The organism is Stutzerimonas stutzeri, from assembly GCF_013522825.1.
GTDB classification, from domain to species: Bacteria; Pseudomonadota; Gammaproteobacteria; order Pseudomonadales; family Pseudomonadaceae; genus Stutzerimonas; species Stutzerimonas stutzeri_AK.
The window spans coordinates 56,635-75,063 of record NZ_JAAMQZ010000007.1; the positions used below are offsets into that span (position 1 = coordinate 56,635).

Genomic DNA, 18,429 nt, shown 5'->3' on the forward strand with positions numbered 1-18,429 from the left:
TTAATCCCTGCCATTTCGCGTCTATTCAGTCATTCAGCTATTCCACCTTGGGCTCATCGGCAGCAGGCAAACGCATCAGTCCTGCGCGCGTCTCTGCCGACTGGCTGTCTCGCCAGGTGCGGAAGGCCTCCAACTCACCAGACCATTTGCGCATCACCCAGCCCAGCACGGCAAGGTCGTCGATGAAGCCAAGCCCCGGAATCCAGTCCGGAATGGCATCCAGTGGCGCCAGAAAATACAGAAGGCCGGCCACCACTGCGATCAGTGCGGGTTTGCTGACGGCCCGGTATTCACCTCGCCACCAGGCGACGCACAAGGCCTGAAGCAGCCCGAGCTCCTCACGCAGGCCCTTGATCAGCCCGCCTCGCGAGGAGCTCTTGCGAGCGACGGCGAGAAGAACCGCCGGCAGCCTTCCACGGGCCAGAACCCGTTGCGCTATCGGTAGATATTTCATCAATCGCCAAGGTACTTTCATCGCCGCACTCCAAAGCCAGCCCTCAAAGCCCATCCTGTTTGGGCTCCAGCCGCTTATCCACAAAAGCTGTGGATAACACTGTGAACAGATTATGGATGACTGCCTCAAACGCCCGTCTGATGCGGTCTCCAAACAGATCGACGAGTTTTTGCGCAGTCTTCAAAAAAGCTTATAAATCAATAGGTTATGTGATTCAGAGAAAAACCGTGAATCCGCTTTCACAAGCGAGGCAGCTTGCATTCAAGAATGTGCATAACCGTAACATGTCAATGCTTTTTTCACGCGCTTTCAGCTTTTCCTGACAAAGAAGGTTGTTCCAGCAGAGACAATGACGCGCAGCTTGGCGTTCACGGCCAATCACAGCTTTGCTGTCTGCCATGAGAAGACGCCAGCCAAGCATTTTTCACGGCAGCTCACAACGGGCCACATTGCTATAGGCAGGGTATATACCTGAAGCACGACGAAAAAAGCCGGTCGAAAGACCGGCTTCAGGGCGATTAAATACCTGTTCAGTTCAGGCTGAGTTTGGCCCGGTTTCTGTCCAGGATTGACGTACCGATACCCTTGACCTCCAGCAACTCGTCAACGGAGCTGAACGGGCCATGCGCTTCGCGGTATTCGACAATCGCCTTGGCTTTTGCCGCACCTATTCCCTTGAGTTCACGGGTCAGGGTTTCGGCGTCGGCGGTATTGAGATTCACTTGTGCAATCGCCGCCAGCGCAACGCTGGTGGATTCGACAGGCTTTGTCTCGGCGGCGTGGCCGCCCACGGAAAAACCAGTGAGCAGGGCCAGCAATGTTGCGCAGATAAACGACTTGTTCATTGTTCACATCCTTTTGAGTGTCGGAATGATCCGGCGCGGTACTCCATGCGCCGCGCAACCACTTTAAGATGCAATCATCACAAGTCAAACAGGGGACTGCCTGTTTTGTGATTCAGATCGCTCGAGCGCTCTTATCACATTTTGTTGAACAGATTCAGGCCCGCGATCTTCACGTAGCTCTGCTGGGCCGCTTCGAGAATGATGGTCTGGAATGACAACCGCGACAGTGCTTCGGCGTAATCCAGCTCGCGCAGTTCTGCCTGCACCGACTTGTTGACCAGCGCCACATCTTCGTTGTCGGTCAGGGTGGTCTCGATCACGTTCCGTCGCGCGCCGATGTTGCCCCGGGTGGCATCCACACTGACCATGCCGTGATCGAGATTGGTCAGGCTCACGGCCACCGCATCGCGTATGTCGGCATTGCTGGAGGACGGATCTTCCAGGGTCATGCGCAGGCTGGCGATGGTGTCGAGAATACCCTGCTTCTGTGCGCTGGGATCCAGCCGGATTTCTACCGATTCACCTTGGATCGGCACACCATCGAACTTGATCATCACGCCGCGAAAAACCAGCTCGTCGGCAGTTTTCTCATCACCATCGACCACTCCCGAATCGATCACCTGAGACGGGTCGGCATAGGGATCGGAGAAATCGCCAGGTGGATTGGCCAGATCGTAGACGATGTAATCGGTATCGGACGTGAAGTGGATACCAATGCCCGCCGCCGGAAATGCCGGATTCCCCGCAACAGCCACTTCATCCTGCACCAGGGGCGCGGAAACGCTCCACGTCGAGCCTGGTGGGGGTGGAGTCGATACGGTATATCGCCCTGCGTTGGTCACATTCTCGAATACCGCCTTGCCGTTGTCGCTGATGGCGATGTTCAACGAACTGGCGATCTGCAGCTTGCGCTGGCCTTCATCCCCCTGATAGCTGTAACTGCCATCCGCGCCGCGCACGAAAGGCTGGGTCTTGCCCTGGAAGCCGGAGAACAGGTACTCGCCGCGCGCATTGCGGGTATTCATCAGCGACAGCAGCTCGTCTTCACGCTCACGCAGCTCGGCAGCGATGGATTTGCGATCCTCAGCATCGAGAGAACCGTTGCCGGCCCGCAGAGCCAGTTCGCGCACGCGAAGCAGCACGGTATTCACCGAGCTGAGTGTCACTTCTTCCTGGGTCAGGCTGTTGTCCGCCGCCGTCAGGTTGGCGTTGTACTGGCCGAGCACGTTCTGTTGCTGTTCGAGCTGCAACAGGCGCACCGAAGCGACCGGATCGTCGGCCGGCGTAAGAATACGGTTGCCGGAGCTGATCTGTTCCTGGGTCCGGATCGCGTTGGCGTAGTTGCGCTGCAGCCCGGCGACGCCATTGTTGAAGGATTGCAAGGTGGAGATGCGCATGGTCGGGCCTATTAGCGGAAGGTGCTGATCAATGTATCGAACAGAGAGCGCGCAACTTGAATGATCTGAGCCGAGGCGTTGTAGTACTGCTCGAACTTGATCAGGTTGGCGGCTTCTTCGTCGAGATTCACCGCCGACAACGAGTCGCGATTGTCCTGGGCCTGCTTGAGGATCGCGCCGGTGGCCTCGCTGTCCATCCGGGCCTGGGCGGTCAGGGTGCCGACCCGCTCGACCAGCTCACCGTAGCCATCGGTGAGACTGAAGCCCGAACCCGGCACATTGTTATCGACACCCACGGTCTGCTTGCTTTGCAGATCGACCAGTTTCAGGGCGTTGCGGTTGTCCGATACGCCGCTCTGGTTGTATTCCAGGGTGAACTCGTCCCCCTCGGCGGGACGACCGCTGAAGGTCTGTGAGATTTCAACGGTGCTGCCACCCGAGGTGACCGTGTAGTTGAGGGTATTGCTCTGCCCCGGGGTAATGCTCAGGGTGGCCGGTGAGACCGTAACGCCAGCAGGCGCGCTCAATGTGAAAGTCCCCGTGGTAGCCGGTGCGACTGGCGCGGCATAGGTCAGGGTCAAAGGCGACAGGTTGCTCAGATCCGCCGGGACCAGCGGGTTCTGCAGATTCTCGATGGAGGGCTGGCCAATGACGCCGTTACCCCCGTTCTGCAACTCAGCCTGGGAATGCAGTGGCGCGGCAAAGGCCAACTGGTCCGCCTGATCGAGCACGGTGCTGATATCCGTGGCGCCGCGTCGCGTGGGCTGCAGGGTGAACTTGTCATTGAGTGCAGGCGGTGGATTGCCCACGACGACCTCGAAACCCTGAACGCGACCATTCGGGTCGGTGAAGGACAGGACGCCGCCGTTGTTCTGCACCGTCATCGGCTGGTTGTCGCTCAACCGCCGGACCTTGTAGCCGCTCGGGAGGCTGCCGTCATATTCCATCAGGTAGTCGCTGGTGGTCAGCACGCTGGTGTCGGTGATGTTCAGCGCCGGCTGCGCGTTGCTGGCATTGCCAACGAAGGCATTGACGCGCAGTTTTGCCAGCGCCTCATCGTTGTAATTTCCAAACAGTGCCGAGCCCACCTGCCCCTTCAGATCCAGGCCTTGCCCCAGTTGACTATTGACCTGGTCGCTGACCGCCAGCGCCAGTCGGCCCAGCGAGTTCATGGTCGAATCCAGCACTTCTTCGCGATAACGGATCAGCCCGCCCAGCTCGCCGCCGGTGATCTGCGAGGTGATGCCCTGCCGCGAGCCGCCGCTGACGAACTGCACCTCATGGCGGTTGGGATCGCCCTGACCCGGCACGACTTCCAGCCGCGCTGCACTACCGCCCACCACCAGTGGCTGGCCGCTGCCGATGAAGATATTGAAGCTGCTGTCGTCCTGCGGAACCACGGTGACACCGATATAGGTCGACAGCTCGCGCACCGCCTCATCCCGCGCATCGAGCAGGTCATTGGGTTGCTTGCCGTTGGCGGCAGCGACAGCGATGGCCTCGTTCAGGCTGCCGATACTCCCCGCCAGCCGGTTGACCTGGTCGGTTACGGCGGACATCTGCTTGTTGGTGAAGCTGTTCTGCTCCGAAAGCCGGTCATAAACGGTATTGAAGCGACGCGACAGCCCTTCGGCTTCCGCCAGCACCAGTTGCCTGGCCGGGATATTGGCCGGATCTTCGGCAGCCGTCTGCAGCGCCGAGAAGAATTTCTGCAAGGATGGGGTGATGCCCGTGGTAGTACCGGCCAGCAACGAATCAAGTTGATTGATCTGGCTCTTGTAAGCCTCGACATCACTGCTCAACGCGGTGCTGCTGCGCAACTGGTTGGTGAGGAATTCACTGTAGGTCCGGCGAATCTCCACCAGCGTGGTGCCGGAGCCGATATAACCAGCGCCGCTGAACTGCGGCGAACGCGTCGCCTGGGTCGCATCCTGGCGGCTATAGCCCGGCGTGTTGACGTTGGTGATGTTGTGGCCGGTGATGGACAGCTGGGTCTTGCTGGCGGAGAGGCCCGACAGGCCAATGCTCAGTAGGTCAGACATGTTTTAGCCTCTGGTCCGCATGGCGGACGCCGTGCTGGCGTCGGCAATGGTTTGATAGGTCTGTACCTTGCGCGCGATCTGGTTGATCTTGCGCGCGTACTGCGGGTCGGTGGCATAACCGGCCCGCTGCAATTCGTTGACGAAGCCTTCCGAGTCGCCGGACGTGCTCGCCACCTGGATCGCCTTCTGATAGCGACCGTTGTTCTCCAGCAGTCTCACGTAGTCATTGAAGCTCTGCTCGAAGGAGTCATAGGCGCGAAATCCCGCCTTTTCGCGAGTGGCCTTGCCGTTGACATATTCGGTGGTCGTGACGGTCGCCGATGCGCCTTTCCAGCCGGTGGCCTTGATGCCGAACAGGTTGTGACTGTTACTGCCGTCCTGCTGACGGATCATGGACTTGCCCCAGCCGGTCTCCAAGGCAGCCTGGGCGACCAGGAAACGTGGTTCAACCCCAAGCCGCGCAGCGGCTTTTTCGGCCATGGGCAGCATGGTGGCGATGAATTCTGCCGGCGAATCGAAACGGGTCTTGCTCGGAGGACGGGCTGCCGTCGCTTCGACGCCGTTGACGGTCAACGGCTTGTCCTGCGGCGCGGCGAAAGCCGTAGCCGGCTGCCAGTCGGTATTCACTAATGACTGCGGCTTGCCCGACTGCTGGCTTTCAGGATTGTTTTTAGCGATCTCGACAGAGGTCGCGGCCATTGCGGCAAGCTTGCCCGGCAATGCCAGACGCCGCTGATTGAGCAGCCGGGAATCATCCCTGGCGGGTTCTGCTACGGCGTTCGGATTGCTTGCCCATTTGGCGCCTGTCGTTTGCGCAACCTGATTGAACGGATTGGGCTTTTCAGCAGGCTCCTGCCGCTTGTTCAACTGCCGCATCAGCACATCAGCCAGACCGATGCCACCGCCTTCTCTGGCCAGGGTGACCGAAAGCTGCTGGTCATGCATATCCTGGTACTGCTTGCTGGCCTGGCTGTTGAGCGGATTGTCCTGGGACAGCACCTCGGTAGCCGAACGCATCGACTTGAGCATTTCATTGAGGAACAGCGACTCGAACTCCTGCGCCACCTTGCGCACGTTCTCTTCGCCATCCCGATCCTTGCCCACCTTGAGCTGGTTCAGGCGATTCAGGTCGGAGTAGCTGCCACTGTCAAGCGTGCGCTGGCCGAGCCCCAGTCGATTTTCCATGTCCTCGTCCTTAGGGTCTGTTGACGTTTCGGCGCAAGCCGCGTTGCTGCGCCAAATATCGCCAGGCAAGGCGCGGGACGCAGGCAAGGGTCATTCCCTTGCCAAGTTCCGCAACGCCGCATGGCGATATTTGCCGCGCAACCCGAAGGGCCGGGCCTGTTTTTGCGCGGCGCTGCGTTATTCGTCGTTCATTTGGAATGACCAAACTTCTCTCCTCATGCCTTGCTCCGCGCAAAAACAGGCTCCGGCGCGGTCGCGAGCGAAACGTCAACAGACCCTAAATCACGATCAGGTCGGCTTGCAGCGCACCTGCCTGCTTGAGCGCTTCGAGAATGGCCATCAGATCACTGGGCGCAGCGCCTACCTGATTCACCGCCCGAACGATTTCGTCCAGCGTGGTGCCAGGGCCGAACTTGAACATCGGCTTGGCTTCTTCCTCGGCCCGAACCCTGGAGTTGGGCACGACCACCGTCTGCCCATCGGAAAACGGATTGGGCTGGCTGACCTGCGGGTCTTCGGAAATGGTCACGGTCAGGCTGCCATGGGTCACCGCCGCCGGCTGCACACGCACGTTCTGGCCAATGACGATGGTGCCGGTGCGCGAGTTGATGATGACCTTGGCCATTGCCTGGCCGACATCGACCTCAAGATTCTCCAGAATCGACAGGTAATCGACCCGCTGACTGGGGTCCAGCGGCGCAGTGATACTGACCGAACCGCCATCGAGCGCCTGCGCCACACCCGGCCCGAGCAGGTCATTGATCTGATCGACGATGTTCTTCGCCGTGGTGAAATCCGGACGATTGAGGTTCAGCGTCAGCGTGTTGCCCTGGTTGAAGGCAGTCGGCACCGGCCGCTCGACCGTCGCGCCGCCGGGAATGCGTCCGGCCGAAGGCACATTGACGGTAATCCGCGAGCCGTCGGCGCCACCGGCATCGAAACCGCCCACTACCAGGTTGCCCTGGGCGATGGCATAGACGTTACCGTCGATCCCCTTGAGCGGCGACATCAGCAAGCTGCCGCCGCGCAGGCTCTTGGCGTTGCCGATGGACGACACCGTGATGTCGATGGTCTGGCCAGGCTTGGCGAAAGGCGGCAGGTCGGCATGGATGGAAACCGCGGCGACGTTCTTCAACTGGACGTTGCCGCCCGCGGGCACCTTGATGCCGAACTGCGCCAGCATGTTGTTGAAGGTCTGTACGGTAAACGGCGTCTGCGTGGTCTGGTCGCCGCTGCCGTTGAGGCCGACGACCAGGCCGTAGCCGATCAGCTGGTTGCTGCGCACGCCCTGGATGGTGGCGATATCCTTGAGGCGCTCGGCGTGGGCCGATGCGCCGATGGCGAGCAGGCCGAGAAGCACGATGGCTTTTCTGAACATGACGATGACCCTCAGAACGGCCACAGCGGGCTGACGAAGAAGCGGCTCAGCCAACCTGGCTGACTCGCATCGGCGAAAGCGCCCGTGCCTGAATAGGTGATACGCGCATCCGCCACGCGCATGGACGAAACAGTGTTATCGGTGGCGATATCGTCCGCACGCACCAGGCCGGCGATACGCACCAGTTCATCACCGGTATTGAGCGTCAGCCACTTCTCGCCACGAATCGCCAGAATGCCGTTGGGCAACACCTCGGACACGGTGACGGTGATCGAGCCGGACAGGCTGTTGCTCTGCCCCGCCTGGCCTGCGCCGGAGGCTTCGCGCGAAGCGTCGAACTGAGCGTCAAGCGACATCGTGTTGCCAGTCAGCGGGTTAGCCATCGATACCGCGCCGCCGAACAGCGAACCGAGCCCGATGTTGGCATTGCTATCCTTGGAAATCTGCGAGTTGGCGTTCTTGCTGGCCTGGGTCCGCTCGTTGAGCGTGATGGTAATGATGTCCCCGACCCGGAAAGCCTTGCGGTCATCGAACAGGCTGGTCTCGAAACCGGCCTGATAGATAGCGCCATTGTTCTGCGCCGCCGGCAGCGGCGTGCGTGGCAATACCGGGGCGTAATAGGGATCGTCAGGCTTGGGTGCGGGGGCGACGCAACCGCTCAGCGCAACAGCCGAAACCAGCGAGAAAGCAATCAATACGCGACTCATGAAGCACCTCAGCCCAGTCAGGGCCATTGAAACGGCGACAGGCGCCTCAGCCACCTGCCTACAACGGCCAGCACACGTCAGAGCTGCTGGGTTACGAAAGACAGCATCTGATCGGCGGTGGAAATCACCTTGGAATTCATCTCGTAGGCGCGCTGGGTGGTGATCATGTTCACCAGCTCCTCGACGACACTTACGTTGGAGTTTTCCAGCGTGTACTGCGCCACGGTTCCCAGACCGTTGAGGCCCGGCGTGCTGACCTGGGGCGCGCCGCTGGCGGCGGTTTCCAGGAACAGGTTGCTGCCCATGGCTTGCAGTCCGGCCGGGTTGACGAAGTCGGCAGTCTGCAGGTTGCCGATGATCTGTGGGGCCGGGTTGCCAAGCGTAGTGACCGAGACCGTACCGTCTTCACCGACAGTGAATGTCTGGGTTTCCGGCGGCACGACGATTGCCGGTTCCAGGGCGTAGCCATTGGACGTCACGACCTGGCCGTCGGCATTCAGATGAAAACTGCCGTCGCGGGAATAGGAAACCGTACCATCGGGCAGCAGTACCTGAAAAAAGCCACGACCATTGATAGCCATGTCCAGCGGCTGCTCGGTGGTTTGCAGGCTGCCGCTGGTGAACTGCTTCTGGGTGCCGACGATGCGCACGCCCGTGCCGAGCTGAAGACCGGAAGGAAGCTCGCTGTCCTGGGTCGATTGCCCGCCCGGCTGGCGACGGATCTGATAGAGCAGATCCTGAAATTCGGCACGGTCCTTCTTGAATCCGGTGGTGGAAACGTTGGCCAGGTTGTTGGAAATGGTGGTCAGGTTCATGTCCTGTGCGGACAGACCCGTCTTGCTCACCCAAAGTGCTGGAAGCATATTCTTCTCCTCATGCGCCGGTATTCGGGCGCCACGCGCTGTTTACTAGCTGATTTGCAATACTCGGGCCGCAGCGGCGCCATCTTCTTCGGCGGTACGCATCATCTTCACGTGCAGCTCGAACTGTCGGGCCAGCGACAGCATCGAGGTCATCTCGGCCACCGCATTGACGTTACTCGCCTCGAGAAAGCCGGACGTCACACGCACCGCCGCATCCGCCTCCAGAGGCTGGCCGTCCTTCATGCGAATCATGCCGTCGGTGCCCTTCTCCAGCTGCCGGGAATCGGGATTGACCAGCTTGAGGCGGTCGACCATCACCACCACGTTGGGGTCTTCGCCCAGGGCACGAATGCTGATGGAGCCATCGTGGCCGATCTCGACCTTCTCTTCCGGCGGAATGGCAATCGGCCCGGCATTGCCGAGTACCGGCAAACCGTCGCCGGTGCGCAGCATGCCCAGGGTGTCGATGTTGAAGCTGCCGGTACGCACATAAGCCTCGCTGCCGTCGGGCGCCTGGACCGCGATCCAGCCATCCCCCTCTACGGCAACGTCCAGATCCCGCCCGGTCTCCTGCAGGGTGCCAGAGGTGAAATCGGTGCCGGGGCGCTCGGTCATGGCATAGACACGCGCCGGAAAACTGTCGCCGAACACCTGCATCGACCGCGCCTGCTCGAAATCGCGACGAAACCCCGTTGTGGACAGGTTGGCCAGATTGTTGGCGTGGGCCTGCTGGGCGCGCGCGTTCTGGCTGGCGCCGGTCATGGCCACGTAGAGCATCTTGTCCATCGAAACCTCCGAGACGCGGGCTTGACGCCCAGGGTTCTATTGGCGAGATAAAATGCAAGCAGCGTGCCACGCTCACAGACAAGCTGTAATAGATTGATTTAAAAGGTCTTTAAAAGAAAGAAGGCCCCAAATGGGGCCTTCAGCACAGAAACTACGGCGGAATACTGCCGGCCTTTAACGCAGATTGATGATGGTCTGGGTAATGGCGCTTTCGGTTTCGATGGTCTTCGCATTCGCCTGGTAGTTGCGCTGTGCGACGATCAGGTTGACCAGCTGGTCCGACAGCTCGACGTTCGAGTCCTCCAGCGCACCGGCCTGCAACGCACCCAGGGTGCCGGACATCGGCGTGCCGATCACCGGCTCGCCGGACTCGTAGGATTGCACCCACTGTGTCTTGCCGACAGGCGTCAGGCCCTGAACGTTGGCGAAATTGGCCAGGATGATCTGCCCTTGCACTTTGGACTGGCCGTTGGTGTAGCGGGCAAAGATCACCCCGCTGTCATCGATCTCCAGCCCCGCGAGCTCGCCAGTGGTGTAACCATCCTGACTGACCTTGTTGACGGCGAAGGCACTGGCGTACTGGCTGGATTTACTGAAATCCATGACGATGCCCTCGGGATTGGCAAGCGCACCGTTCGGCGACCAGGTGGCCGGCGTACCGCCATCGGAGATCGCCGGTACCCACCCGCCATTGGGGTTCGCAGCCGTGGCGCTATTGAGCGTGACCTTCAGATCCGGGGTCACAGTGAAGAGAGCCGATCCGCCCGTATCAATATCGGTCAGGGCGCCGGAAGAGTTGAATGTCAGCCCCATATTGTATGGCTGCGGCGGCTCCTCGGCAGGATCGGCCGGATTGCGCCCGTCGATCAGCACTTTCATATCCCAGCTGTTGGCGCCGGTCTTGATGAAATATTGCGTCATGACGTGGGCGTTACCCTGGGAATCATAGATATTCAGGGAGGTGGAACTGTTGTAGGTGGTCGGGTCAGCCGGATTGAAGGTGGCATTGGCCGCCGCCAGCGCCGCAGCTGCATCTCCCGAACTATCGAACTCGGCGTCATAGGTCGTCTGCCAGGTCACCGGCGACTTCTGCGTCGAGTTCAGGTTGAAGGCGGTATCGATCCGGGTAGTGGACTTCGGTTCCTGGTTGGTGGTCTGGATCTGCAGGTCACCAACCACACCATTCTGCAGGTTGCCATTGCCATCCACCGGGAAGCCCTGCAACTTGTAGCCGAAGTTATCCACCAGAAAGCCTTCGCGGTCGGTTCCGAAGTAACCGGCACGGGTATAACTCACCGCACCATTGTTACTGACCTGGAAAAAGCCATTGCCATTGATGGCCAGATCAAGCGCATTCTGGGTGTAGTTGATATTGCCCTGGTTGAACTGCTGGGACACATTGGACATCAGCACGCCGCTGCCCTGCGGGTTCTTGCCGGTCCCCATCACCGAGGCAGCATAGACGTCGGAAAATTCCGCCCGTGACTGCTTGAAACCGACAGTGCCGGCGTTGGCGATATTGTTACCGGTGACGTTGAGGTCTTTGCTGGCAGCACGCAAGCCGCTGAGGCCGATATTGAACGACATGAAGAGCTCCTTTGCCGGAACTGCCGGCAGTTACAGCCGATAGTTGCGGCCTATGGTTATTGGCCGATGACCTGCACATGGGAAAGCGGAACACTGCCGAGCCCGGCAAGGTTGAGCAGCAGTTCGTTACCACCCAGCGTCACACTGTCGACGTTTGCTGGCAGCAGCGTATAAAGACCCTTGGTTTCACCGCCGTAGGTGGCCTGCGCTTCGAACTTGTAGGTACCGGGCGGCACGGTATTGCCGCTGGCATCCTTGCCGTCCCACATGAAGGAGACATTGCCTGCTTCCTGTGAGCCCATATTGATCCGATTGACCACCGAGCCAGCCTCGTCATAAATATTGACATAGACGTTGCTGCTGCTGGTGGGCAGGATCAGGCTGGCCTTGAAGGTCTCGCTGGTATCCACCACTGCTTTCTCGGTCGGCACGATCACCTTGCGACCGACCAGCGAAGACGCTTGAAGCGCCTGCGAAGACTGATAGCCGGAAAGAATGGTTTCCATACTTGAATTCAGCTTCTCGACACCCTCGACCGTACTGAACTGTGCCAATTGGCCGATGAATTCGCCATTTTCCTGGGGTTCCAACGGGTTCTGGTTGTTCAACTGGGCTACCAGCAGCTCGAGAAACTCGTTCTTGCCAAGGTCGTTGCCCTTGACCTCGCGATCCTTGCCGAACTGGTATTGATCGAGTACCGAACCGGTACCGTCGACGCCGCCTGTAGTGCTCATGGCAATCTCTCGTAAGGGTTACTGGCCCAGGGTCAGAACTTTCTGCAGCATGGTCTTGGCCGTGTTCATCAACTCGGCATTGGTCTGGAACGAGCGACTGGCCGAAATCATGTCAGCCATCTCTTCCACCACATTGACGTTCGGGTAATACACATACCCCTCTTCGTTCGCAGCGGGATGGTTGGGCTCGTAACGCGCCTGCAGCTCGCTCTGGTCCTCCACCACACCCAGCACCTGAACGCCGGCGCCGGCCTGATCCTGACCGGCGAACAGCGATTCGTTCGGTGCGCCATTGGCCTGCTGCAGGACGGTGGCGAACACCGGGTGGCGCGCACGATAGGTCTGGTCAACGCTGGAGGACACGGTCTCGGCGTTGGCGATATTGCTGGAGATGGTATTCAGGCGCGTGCTCTGGGCACTCATGCCGCTACCGGCGATATTGAAGACACTGCTAAGTGACATGGTGCTGCTCCTTGTTATTCGCCGCGCAGGGCGCTGATCAGCCCTTTGAATTTACTGTTGAGCAGAGTAAAGCTCGCCTGGAAATCGATGGCATTTTCGGCATAGGTCGCCTGCTCCACCTGCATGTCGACCGTGTTCTGATCCAGCGATGCATGCGTGGGGGTACGAAAGCGCAAGCCGGGATCGGCAATTTCCATCCCCTCGGCGGCGATGTGCCTGCTGCTGGTCACGGCCACGCCAAAACCGCTCTGATTCTTGCTGTTCTGCTCAGCCAGAACGGCACTGAAGTCCAGATCCCGCGCCTTGTAATTGGGCGTGTCTGCGTTGGCGATATTGTTGGCCAGCACTTCAGCGCGCTGCGCACGAAAGCCGAGCGCTTTTTCATGAATGCCAAGCGCCTTGTCGAAACTGATGCTCATGATCTGGCCCTCTGCCGGATACAAGTCTGCCTGGGCAAACACCAGCAAAGGCCGTGCCATTACGTCAAAGCATTGATATACAAGGGTTTTTAAAAGAAAGGCGGGGCAAAGGTGTCAAAAGCGGCAAGGCTTTTCCAGTGTTTTGCCGCCCTCAGTCCAGAAGGCGACATTTTTTTGCCGCTATTGCAGGGCAAGCCGGAGACTCACTTGGCCTTGTAGATGATGCCAGGACTGCACTGAACCATCTGATACAACTCGGGCAGGCCGTTGAGCGCCTCGGAAGCACCCAGAAACAGATAGCCGCCTGGTTTCAGGGTGGCATGGATGCGCTTGAGAATGTCCTTCTTCACATCCGCAGAGAAGTAGATGAGCACATTCCGGCAGAACACCACGTCGAACTTGCCCAGCACGGCATAGCTGTCGAGAAGATTCTGCACGCGAAACTCCACGCGGCTGCGGATGGCCGGCTTGACGACCCAGCGCCCAGGCGCCTTGACATCGAAGTAACGCTGCAACCGCTCACTCGACAGCCCGCGCGCAATGGCCAGGCTGTCGTACTCGGCGGCCTTGCATGCCGCGAGCATGGTGCCCGACAGCTCGGTCGCGACGATCTGCACCGACGGCTTGGGCTGGCCCGGATTGCTTCGCTCGTACTCATCGATGGTCATCGACAGCGAATAGGGCTCCTGTCCCGACGAGCAGGCTGCCGACCAGATGCGCAGGCGCTGGCCGGAAGCAGTCTTGAGCAATTCCGGCAGCACGCGGCTTCTGAGCACCTCGAAGGGATAGGCGTCACGAAACCAGAGCGTTTCGTTGGTCGTCATCGCATCGATGACCTGCTCGCGCAATCCCCGGTGTGGTTGCGCCTGGATTTGTCGAACCAGTTCGCCGAGGCTCTTCAGCCCGTGCTGTTCCATCAGTTTGTTGAGACGGCTAGACACGAGATATTGCTTGTTGCCGCCCAGAAGAATGCCGCAACTCTTTTCCAGGAACACCCGAAACTGATCGAAATCCAGATCACCTGACACTAATAACGCCTCACCATTCAAGAGGACATTGCCTCGACATCAATCCGTAGTCCGGATTCGCTCAATCACTCGACTAGCCAGGTCGTCCGGCTGGAACTTGGCGAGGAAATCATCTGCTCCGACACGCTTGACCATGCTCTGGTTGAACACACCGGAGAGCGAAGTATGCAGCAGAATATGCATATCACCCATAGCCGGATCCTGACGAACCTCGGTGGTGAGCGTATAACCGTCCATTTCCGGCATCTCGATGTCGGAAATCATCATCACGAACTCCTCGGATGGCTTCTTGCCCTCGGCGATAAGCCCCTTCAGATAGTCCAGCGCCTGCCGACCGTCGTTTTTCGCGATCACCTCGATACCCAATCCCTGCAGACAGCGAATGATCTGCTTTCGCGCCACCGAAGAATCATCGACGATCAGCACGCGACTGGAAGATGCACGGCTGTGCGTCTCGTCATCCGTGATACCGACCGAGACCAGCTCGGAGACGGGCGCAACCTCGGCCAAGACCTTTTCAACGTCGATGATTTCGACCATCTGGCCATCCACATGAGTCACAGCCGTCAGGTAATGATCAGACCCCACGCCCTGAGGCGGCGGAAGGATATCCTCCCAGTTCATGTTGACGATCCGCTCGACCGAATGCACCAGAAAACCGAGAACCCTGGTGTTGTATTCGACGATGATGGCGAAGCTGTTGGTCAGATCATCCAGCCCCGGCTTGCCGGTTGCCAGCGAGAGATCGAGGATGGAAAGCGTGCTACCCCGTATGTTCGCAACGCCACGAACGACCGGGCTCGACTTGGGCATGTGGGTCAGCCGGGGGCATTGCAGCACTTCCCTGACCTTGAACACATTGATTCCGTAGAGCTGCTTGCCTTCCAGCCTGAACAACAGCAACTCCAGGCGGTTTTGCCCTACCAGCTGAGTACGCTGATTAACCGAATCCAATACACCGGCCATGCCAGTTTCCTCTTGCTTGCGCGATGGGCATATAGACGCTTCGACTGAGCTTGACGGCACGCACCTTGCTTCGTGTGAGCCATGAGCGAACAGATGACTTTTTTCCGGCGTCCCTGCAGGGTTCTTTTCAGAACGATCCTTTTGCCGCTTTTTTGCGGCCTGGGCCAGTTTGCCGAATCGGCAACGGTAACGCGACCCGAACAGCTTATCGGCGCCACCCGTGATTTTCTTGAGCACGAGGTAGCACAATACTTGCAGCGTAGCCAAATCCAGGCGCGCCACCAGATCGAGATCAACCGCCTGGACCCGCGCCTGCGTCTGGCCCTGTGCGATCAGCCCTTGACGACAAAACTCGAAAGTCCTGCCCAGCCGGTCGGCCGGGCCACCGTCCGGGTGAGCTGTGAAGGCTCGGCACCCTGGTCCGTTTTCGTGCCCGCACAGATTCATCTGTTTCGCGAGGTCGTCGTGGCCAGGCGCCCCCTGCAACGCAACAGCACCCTCGAAGCCGCCGACATAATGCTTGCCGAACGGGATGTCGGCCTGCTGAATCAGGGCTACCTGACTTCGCTCGACCAGGCGCTCGGCAACAAGCTGACCCGCGCCGCACAGCCGGATCAGGTGTTGCCCCCCAGCTATGTTTCGCCAGCGGAAATTGTACGCAAGGGCGATCAGGTAGTAATCAGCGCGAAAAATTCGACGATAAATGTGAGAATGCCGGGCGAAGCGCTGTCAGATGGAGCACTGGGCAGCCAGATCAGGGTCAAGAACCAGCGATCCGGACGGGTGATCAGGGCAAGGGTCACAGGCCCTGGTCAGGTAGAGGTTCTGATGTAAGCGCAATCTGCTGCGAGCTGAAATAAAGCTAAAGTTTTGCAGTGCACTGCCGAAAAGTTGGCAAGTGTACTGATTTCTTCGAGGTTTCGATCATGGTTATCGATTTCAACCGGCCAAATGGTGCCGCCAACCTGCCAAACGGTGGGCGCAGCAATGGCGTTCAAAGTACCGACCGGCCTGCCACCCAGCAGGGCCCTGCAGCCGATGCTGCCAAAAGCACGAACAACAGCGCTGTGGCATCGGGCGAGAACGTCCAGCTCAGCCCCGAAGCACAGCGCCTGCAGCAGGCTGCGGAAAAACTCAATCAACAGCCTTCTGTCGACCAGGAGCGCGTTTCCCGCATCCGCCAGGCCATCGCCGACGGCAGCTATCAGGTCGACAGCCAGCGCGTGGCATCGAAACTGCTGTCCTTCGAAAGCCAGCGCTGAATCCAGGCGCCAACGCTAGCCGGGGCATCAACGCACGGAGGTCAACATGCAGGATACTGAAGTGCTTCAACAGCTCACTGAAGATGTCGGCACAGCACAGAAGCTTCTTGAACTCATGGATGCCGAGTATCTGGCACTCGCCGAGCGCAACCTGACAGGCCTGGAAACACTGCTTACGCAAAAGCAGGCACTGCTGGCACTGCTGGGGCAACACGGCACCCTGCGCAGCCAGACACTGACCAAGGCACAACTGAGCATCGATCGAAACGGCCTCGCAGCCTTTGCCGCCGCATCGGCAGTGGGCCCGAGCATTCTGGCGCAAGCGGAGCAGCTCGATGAGGTACTCGAAGCCTGCCGGATCGCCAACGAACGCAACGGCCAGCAAATTCGCACCAACCAGAGCGCAGTCAGCAGCATGCTGAACGTATTGCAGGGCGGCAGCCAGGCCCCGGACCTCTATGATCGACGCGGCAGCGCGGCCAAAAGCTCATACAACCGTCCGCTCAGCCAAGCCTGAACCCCGCAAACCAATAAAGGCACAATGCTACTATACGGTTGATAATCGTTAAGTGCCGGAGAGCAATACAAAGTGTCAAACCCTTTTGCGAAGGAAGAAGGCCCTCAGCCGCCTCAGATCCTCAAGACGCCCGTTGAAGTCTATTCCAGCCTGCGCCCTCTCCTCGACAACCACACGCCTCTTCTGCTCCGCTTTACCGAGCGCAGCCAGCGCTATCAGACCTTTCTGGTTGACATAAACCGGGAAAAAGGCTGGATCGCTCTCGACGAACTGGTTCCCAGCGACGGTGAGCGACTGCTCAAGGCCGGTGAAGCATTCCAGGTCGAAGGCTTCTACGAAGGCGTACGCATCGCCTGGAACAATGATCACCCAGCCCACGCTGGCGAACTGAACGATGCGCCCTGCTACTGGATTCCGCTGCCCGCCGAGATTCTTTACCACCAGCGCCGCAACGCTTACCGCGCGCAACTGACGGGACAGCCCATTGGCGCCGTGCTCGGTGGGCGAACGATCAAGAAGCCCCTGGAAGGCAAGGTGCTGGACATGTCGGCAACCGGTTGCAAGCTGAGCTTCAAGGGTGACGTTCAGAGCCGCTTGCAGACCGGCCAGGTTTACGAGCAGTTTTCCGCCAAACTGCCTTTTGGCACCATCACGACCGAGGTAGAGCTACGACACCTCGCCTTCGATGAAAGAATCGACACCACCTTCTGTGGAATGCGCTTTCACCGCATCAGCGGCCTGACACAGCGCCAGATCGAGCGATTCGTCTATCAGTTGCAGCGCGAAGCACGACGCGACCAGGTTGCCGATCGCCTCGACTAGCGGGCGTACTGCTCGCCTCTTACCAACGGTCGACAGGCATAGTCCGTCATGACTCTCCAGCATGCCGCACGGGCAGGCGAGCAGCGACCCTACGGGTTCAGCAAGCTTGAACAATGATGACTGAAGATGGCGTCCCAGGCGAGGTTCGAACTCACAACCTTCCCCTTAGGAGGGGGATGCTCTATCCAATTGAGCTACTGGGACATCTGCGGGGGCGACATATTAGCGAGCCGCGGAATATTTGTCATGCCCGTGGGCACTTGCATAACCCTTGAAGCCCCTTGGGGAAGCATCCACCCCGCCGACGCAAACAGAACCAATTGCATTTTGCACGAAAAAAACCAGCCGAACCTTGCAAAACGCACCGCGGCGCTTGCGGAACGCAAACCTAACTTATTGATTTAATTAGCTTTTTAGAGAAAATAAAATTGGCATAGCGAATGCTTACTAGCTAGTAATCATAAACGCGAAGGAGACGCCTATGCCCCATTCAGCTTATTTGCTCAGCACTGTCGTGCTGGCAGCCGCAGCTGCGATCCACTTGCAAGACATGAGGTCAGGCATGGATCGTCCACATACGGCCACTTCTTCGGAAGAAAGCCGTTCAATGGCTCCTTCTTACAGGTCACCCTCCCCCCTCCAGACCATTGGCAATGCCGAAGTGAGATCAGCCCAGCAACCTCAGCGCTGGGTTTTCTAGATCCTCACCATCGTTGAATCAACCGAGGAAACAACCATGTCCATCCTTGCTTTTTTCTTCTTGGCGCTCTGTATCGGTTGTACGGCACTGGGACTGAGCGTCGAGCTGGCCGAAACTTGGGCAACCTTGGCGAACGTCGGCGCAGTACTGTTCGGATCGCTCTTTGCAGGTTCATTGGTGATCGGAAAACGAATCAAATTCGACCCCGTTCTGCGCTAGAAAAAGGGCAGCAGATCACAGTGGAGGCACTCTGATACTATTATGCCTTTACTCGG

The 18,429-nt window shown here is 59.0% G+C and carries 20 protein-coding genes and 1 tRNA gene; 5 read left to right on the top strand and 16 right to left on the bottom strand.

Annotated features, from left to right (window positions below; genetic code table 11):
* Positions 1 to 37: 37 nt before the first annotated feature.
* The 15 genes from G7020_RS06490 to G7020_RS06560 all read right to left on the bottom strand — a co-directional run bounded on the left by G7020_RS06490 (position 38) and on the right by G7020_RS06560 (position 14,853).
* Positions 38 to 475 (bottom strand): YkvA family protein, encoded by a 438-nt coding sequence (locus tag G7020_RS06490; protein WP_181083118.1) that lies wholly within the window; start codon positions 473 to 475, stop codon positions 38 to 40.
* Positions 476 to 984: 509 nt separating this feature from the next.
* Positions 985 to 1,299: a ComEA family DNA-binding protein gene (locus tag G7020_RS06495; protein ID WP_181083119.1), complete on the bottom strand. Its 315-nt coding sequence runs from the start codon at positions 1,297 to 1,299 to the stop codon at positions 985 to 987.
* Positions 1,300 to 1,433: 134 nt separating this feature from the next.
* Positions 1,434 to 2,696, bottom strand: coding sequence for a flagellar hook-associated protein FlgL (gene flgL, locus G7020_RS06500; RefSeq protein WP_181083120.1), 1,263 nt, complete (start codon positions 2,694 to 2,696; stop codon positions 1,434 to 1,436).
* A gap of 11 nt (positions 2,697 to 2,707) precedes the next feature.
* On the bottom strand, positions 2,708 to 4,738 hold the full coding sequence (flgK, locus tag G7020_RS06505; RefSeq protein ID WP_181083121.1) for a flagellar hook-associated protein FlgK: 2,031 nt from the start codon (positions 4,736 to 4,738) through the stop codon (positions 2,708 to 2,710).
* Between the two features lie 3 nt (positions 4,739 to 4,741).
* Positions 4,742 to 5,923, bottom strand: a complete 1,182-nt coding sequence (gene flgJ, locus G7020_RS06510; protein ID WP_181083122.1) for a flagellar assembly peptidoglycan hydrolase FlgJ — start codon at positions 5,921 to 5,923, stop codon at positions 4,742 to 4,744.
* A gap of 277 nt (positions 5,924 to 6,200) precedes the next feature.
* Entirely contained in the window at positions 6,201 to 7,301 is a 1,101-nt protein-coding gene (locus tag G7020_RS06515) for a flagellar basal body P-ring protein FlgI (protein WP_181083123.1), read from the bottom strand.
* A gap of 11 nt (positions 7,302 to 7,312) precedes the next feature.
* Positions 7,313 to 8,008: a flagellar basal body L-ring protein FlgH gene (gene flgH / locus G7020_RS06520; RefSeq protein WP_181083124.1), complete on the bottom strand. Its 696-nt coding sequence runs from the start codon at positions 8,006 to 8,008 to the stop codon at positions 7,313 to 7,315.
* Positions 8,009 to 8,085: 77 nt separating this feature from the next.
* The gene (flgG, locus tag G7020_RS06525; RefSeq protein WP_181083125.1) at positions 8,086 to 8,871 is read right to left on the bottom strand and encodes a flagellar basal-body rod protein FlgG; all 786 of its coding nucleotides are present in this window, start codon (positions 8,869 to 8,871) and stop codon (positions 8,086 to 8,088) included.
* Between the two features lie 45 nt (positions 8,872 to 8,916).
* Positions 8,917 to 9,657 (bottom strand): flagellar basal-body rod protein FlgF, encoded by a 741-nt coding sequence (gene flgF, locus G7020_RS06530; protein ID WP_181083126.1) that lies wholly within the window; start codon positions 9,655 to 9,657, stop codon positions 8,917 to 8,919.
* A gap of 174 nt (positions 9,658 to 9,831) precedes the next feature.
* Complete coding sequence (gene flgE, locus G7020_RS06535) at positions 9,832 to 11,244, bottom strand: flagellar hook protein FlgE (RefSeq protein ID WP_181083127.1); 1,413 nt, start codon at positions 11,242 to 11,244, stop codon at positions 9,832 to 9,834.
* A 56-nt stretch (positions 11,245 to 11,300) separates the two neighbouring features.
* Positions 11,301 to 11,978, bottom strand: a complete 678-nt coding sequence (flgD, locus tag G7020_RS06540; protein ID WP_181083128.1) for a flagellar hook assembly protein FlgD — start codon at positions 11,976 to 11,978, stop codon at positions 11,301 to 11,303.
* 18 nt (positions 11,979 to 11,996) lie between these two features.
* Positions 11,997 to 12,440 (bottom strand): flagellar basal body rod protein FlgC, encoded by a 444-nt coding sequence (flgC, locus tag G7020_RS06545; protein WP_181083129.1) that lies wholly within the window; start codon positions 12,438 to 12,440, stop codon positions 11,997 to 11,999.
* Positions 12,441 to 12,454: 14 nt separating this feature from the next.
* On the bottom strand, positions 12,455 to 12,859 hold the full coding sequence (gene flgB / locus G7020_RS06550) for a flagellar basal body rod protein FlgB (RefSeq protein ID WP_181083185.1): 405 nt from the start codon (positions 12,857 to 12,859) through the stop codon (positions 12,455 to 12,457).
* A gap of 203 nt (positions 12,860 to 13,062) precedes the next feature.
* Entirely contained in the window at positions 13,063 to 13,887 is an 825-nt protein-coding gene (gene cheR / locus G7020_RS06555; RefSeq protein WP_423835567.1) for a protein-glutamate O-methyltransferase CheR, read from the bottom strand.
* Between the two features lie 39 nt (positions 13,888 to 13,926).
* Positions 13,927 to 14,853, bottom strand: a complete 927-nt coding sequence (locus G7020_RS06560) for a chemotaxis protein CheV (protein ID WP_181083131.1) — start codon at positions 14,851 to 14,853, stop codon at positions 13,927 to 13,929.
* Positions 14,854 to 14,934: 81 nt separating this feature from the next.
* Between G7020_RS06560 and flgA the strand changes: the two genes are divergently transcribed.
* The 4 genes from flgA (at position 14,935) to G7020_RS06580 (ending at position 17,454) form a co-directional block, all read left to right on the top strand.
* Positions 14,935 to 15,687 (top strand): flagellar basal body P-ring formation chaperone FlgA, encoded by a 753-nt coding sequence (flgA, locus tag G7020_RS06565; RefSeq protein WP_258189264.1) that lies wholly within the window; start codon positions 14,935 to 14,937, stop codon positions 15,685 to 15,687.
* A 92-nt stretch (positions 15,688 to 15,779) separates the two neighbouring features.
* Positions 15,780 to 16,115: a flagellar biosynthesis anti-sigma factor FlgM gene (gene flgM, locus G7020_RS06570; RefSeq protein ID WP_181083132.1), complete on the top strand. Its 336-nt coding sequence runs from the start codon at positions 15,780 to 15,782 to the stop codon at positions 16,113 to 16,115.
* Between the two features lie 46 nt (positions 16,116 to 16,161).
* Positions 16,162 to 16,632, top strand: coding sequence for a flagella synthesis protein FlgN (locus G7020_RS06575; RefSeq protein WP_181083133.1), 471 nt, complete (start codon positions 16,162 to 16,164; stop codon positions 16,630 to 16,632).
* 72 nt (positions 16,633 to 16,704) lie between these two features.
* Positions 16,705 to 17,454: a flagellar brake protein gene (locus tag G7020_RS06580; RefSeq protein WP_181083134.1), complete on the top strand. Its 750-nt coding sequence runs from the start codon at positions 16,705 to 16,707 to the stop codon at positions 17,452 to 17,454.
* Positions 17,455 to 17,581: 127 nt separating this feature from the next.
* On the opposite strand, the gene G7020_RS06585 is transcribed toward G7020_RS06580, so the two are convergent.
* Positions 17,582 to 17,658, bottom strand: a tRNA-Arg gene (locus G7020_RS06585).
* A gap of 532 nt (positions 17,659 to 18,190) precedes the next feature.
* On the opposite strand from G7020_RS06585, the gene G7020_RS06590 reads away from it, so the two are divergent.
* Positions 18,191 to 18,373 carry a PA3371 family protein gene (locus tag G7020_RS06590; RefSeq protein ID WP_181083135.1) on the top strand — a complete coding sequence of 61 codons (183 nt, stop codon included), beginning with the start codon at positions 18,191 to 18,193 and terminating at the stop codon, positions 18,371 to 18,373.
* The last annotated feature ends 56 nt before the right edge of the window (positions 18,374 to 18,429 follow it).